Source organism: uncultured Campylobacter sp. (assembly GCF_938045775.1).
Classification (GTDB): Bacteria; Campylobacterota; Campylobacteria; order Campylobacterales; family Campylobacteraceae; genus Campylobacter_B.
The window spans coordinates 1-2,924 of the sequence record NZ_CALIBH010000222.1 but is presented as its reverse complement, the minus strand read 5'-3'; the positions used below and the strand labels follow the sequence as shown (position 1 = coordinate 2,924).

At 44.0% G+C, this 2,924-nt stretch carries 3 protein-coding genes; all 3 read right to left on the bottom strand.

What is annotated here, in order from left to right:
- Nucleotides 1-117: 117 nt before the first annotated feature.
- Nucleotides 118-840 carry an ABC transporter ATP-binding protein gene (locus tag Q0238_RS08945; RefSeq protein WP_297945287.1) on the bottom strand — a complete coding sequence of 241 codons (723 nt, stop codon included), beginning with the start codon at nucleotides 838-840 and terminating at the stop codon, nucleotides 118-120.
- Nucleotides 837-1,847, bottom strand: a complete 1,011-nt coding sequence (locus tag Q0238_RS08940; RefSeq protein ID WP_297945284.1) for an iron ABC transporter permease — start codon at nucleotides 1,845-1,847, stop codon at nucleotides 837-839. The genes Q0238_RS08945 and Q0238_RS08940 overlap by 4 nt, the downstream gene beginning before the upstream one ends.
- Nucleotides 1,847-2,924, bottom strand: a 1,078-nt coding sequence (locus Q0238_RS08935) for an ABC transporter substrate-binding protein (RefSeq protein WP_297945281.1), incomplete at its 5' end; no start/stop codon positions are given. The genes Q0238_RS08935 and Q0238_RS08940, both read right to left, overlap by 1 nt.

Genomic DNA, 2,924 nt, shown 5'->3' with positions numbered 1-2,924 from the left:
ATATGAGCAAGATGATAATCGAAAAAAATGGAGGGAGCATAAGCGCTGCAAATTCTGACGAAGGCGCGATATTTACGATTGCTTTTCGTTAAATTTGATCAAATCCGCGCAGAAGCGCTAAAAATTTGCGATAAATTTTTTGCCGCTTCTGTTTTGAAGAAGTTCAAATTCCACGCCGAAAACCTCGCTCAGTAGGGCTGTATCCAGATCTTTCGGCGCGCCTAGAAACGCTATCTCGCCGTCATGCAGCACCATTATTTTATCGCCGTAATGTAGAGCGTGATTGATGTCGTGGATATTTATGACGGTCGAAATTTTATAAAATTTCGTGTAGTCTCTTATTAAATTTAATATATCTTTTTGATGAAGCAGGTCTAAATTTGCGGTAGGCTCGTCCAAAAGCATGATTTTAGGCTTTTTTGCAAAAACCATAGCTATGAGCACCAGCCTCTGCTGGCCCCCGGAGAGCTCGCTAAAGCTTCTTTTTGCGAGATGCTCGATGCCCACGTGCTTTAGCACATGCTCTACCCTCTGCAGATCGCTGCGGCTTACTTTAAAATTTAGCTTCGAAATGCGACCCAAAAGCACCAGCTCAAATACGCTAAGTCCGCCCTCTTGCATAATATTTTGCGTCAGATAGCCGATCTCCTTGACGCTCGCACCGCACAGATCAATTTTAGCATCCGTCTTTAAGATGCCCGCTAAGCATTTCATCGTCGTGCTTTTGCCCGCGCCGTTTACGCCTAGGATCGTTAAAATTTCTCCTTCGTTTACGGCAAAGCTTATATTTTTTAAAATTTCTTTATTTTTGTATGAAAAGCTTAAGCCTTCAACCCTCATCCGCGCCCCTTATTTAGCACGATCGCTAGGAAAAACAGCGCCCCGATGAAGGAGGTGATTATGCCGATAGGAAAGATTACGCCGCTTATTAAATTTTTACTCAAAATCGATGAAAATGAAAGAAGCAGGGCTCCTATCAGGGCCGAAAACGGAAGGAAAAATCTCTGCTCCGCGCCTATTAAAATTCTAGATATGTGCGCTCCCAGTAGTCCAACAAAGCCGATCGTGCCCACGAAACAGACGCAAGTAGCGGTTAGGACCGAGGCTAAGATCAGCATTTTTATTTTAAAAGAGTGCACGCAAACGCCCATGCTCTGAGCTATTTCGTTGCCTAGTAAGACCGCGTTAAAGCTCCAAGCATTGTAAAGCGATATGAAAAATGCCGCCGCAAATACCGCGAACATGATCGATAAGCTCGCGTAATTCGCCTTTGAAAGCGAGCCGAAGGTCCAAAAAACAATACTTGAAACCTCTGCTTCATCCGCGACGTATATCACGAAGGCCTGCAGGCTCTGATAGATAAAAACCAAAATGATTCCTATTAAAATGATGCCCGAAGAGCCTAGATTTATGCGATTTGATAAGCGGTATATGAAAACGATGCTTAAAATAGCGAAGAAAAATGCAAAAAATCCTATGCTTAAAAAATTCCCCGCAAAAAATACTATGCCGACGGCGGCTCCAAAGCCCGCCGCAGAGCCCACTCCTAGGGTGTAGGGGCTAGCGAGCGGATTTGCTAGTAGGGTCTGCATGACGGCGCCGCTAAGTCCTAGGCTCGCTCCCGCTAAAACAGCCGCTATAGCCGCAGGCAGCCTCATATCAAAGACTATAACGCTTAGGTTTTTATCTGCGCTGCGCGAAAAGAAGGATTGTAAAATTTCAAAAAAACCGTAGTTTGCGGGCCCGTTTGCTATATCAAGTACGAATAAAACTAATAAAAGCCCCGTGCCGCAGCATATTAATAAAATTTTTCTAAAGACGAGGCTTTTATAAAATTCTGCGGACATTAAAAATCGATCATCCACGTTCCGCTAAATTCGACCGGATAAAATTTATCGAAAAATTCCTTCAGCTCCGCGGCAGGATCTATATCTGCAAAGAGCTCGGGATGTATTTTTTTCGCGAAAAACAAGATCCCCGCAAAATCGAAAATATGCCTGCTTAGATCGTGATAGATCGCGTAAATTTTATGATTTTTGACGGCGTTTATGTTTTGCCAGCCGCTTCTTTGGGCGTAATCATTAAAATTTGCCGCAGCCTCCTGCTTGCTCACGCCGTAGCCTAGCGGGATGTTCTTGCCGCCGTTTGGAAAATAATTCCCCGCAAATATGATAATATCTGGATTTTTATTGACTATAAATTCCGGATTGAGCGGCGAGGAGGCGCCTTTTATCAGCCCTTTTGCGATGTTTTCTCCGCCGGCGGCGCTGACGAAGGCTCCCCACATCTTATCGTCATACGATACGCCAAAGACGCTAGCGCCCGCCTTTTCGCTAAATTCTACGTAAACTTTGGGCTTGGTCGTATTTTTGGCTTTGGCGAGCCTTTGTTCTACGAGCTCGAATTTTGATTTATAAAATTTATTCACTTCGGCTATTCTGTCTTGCTTACCGAAAATTTCGCCTAAAATTTCCATGCTTTTCATGTGGTTTTGTAAATTTTCATCATGAAAATCTACGAACACCGCAGCAATGCCCGAGCTATCTAAATTTTTCAAATTTTGCTTAACTTTTTCGTAGTCGTTTTTTGCAAACAAAACCACATCGGGCTTTAGCGAGACGATGCGCTCGAACGACAGAGTGTTTTTGCCGACGTATCCGACATCGGGGATCTGATCTATGCTCGGAAATTTTTTCAAAAAAGCCTGCCATGTCGCTTCTCTGCGACCCTTCCAGTACCCTTTGGACCATCCGGCGATTTTAGAAACGCCCTCTTCGCCCGTGGTTACGAAGTACTCTTCAAAATAAAACGTCAAAACGACCTTTTCTACCCTGTCCTTTACCTCGACCTTCCTGTCTAGAACGTCGGTGAGCGTAGCGGCATTTGAAAAAACAAGCAGCAGCGATATAAATAAAATTTTCCTA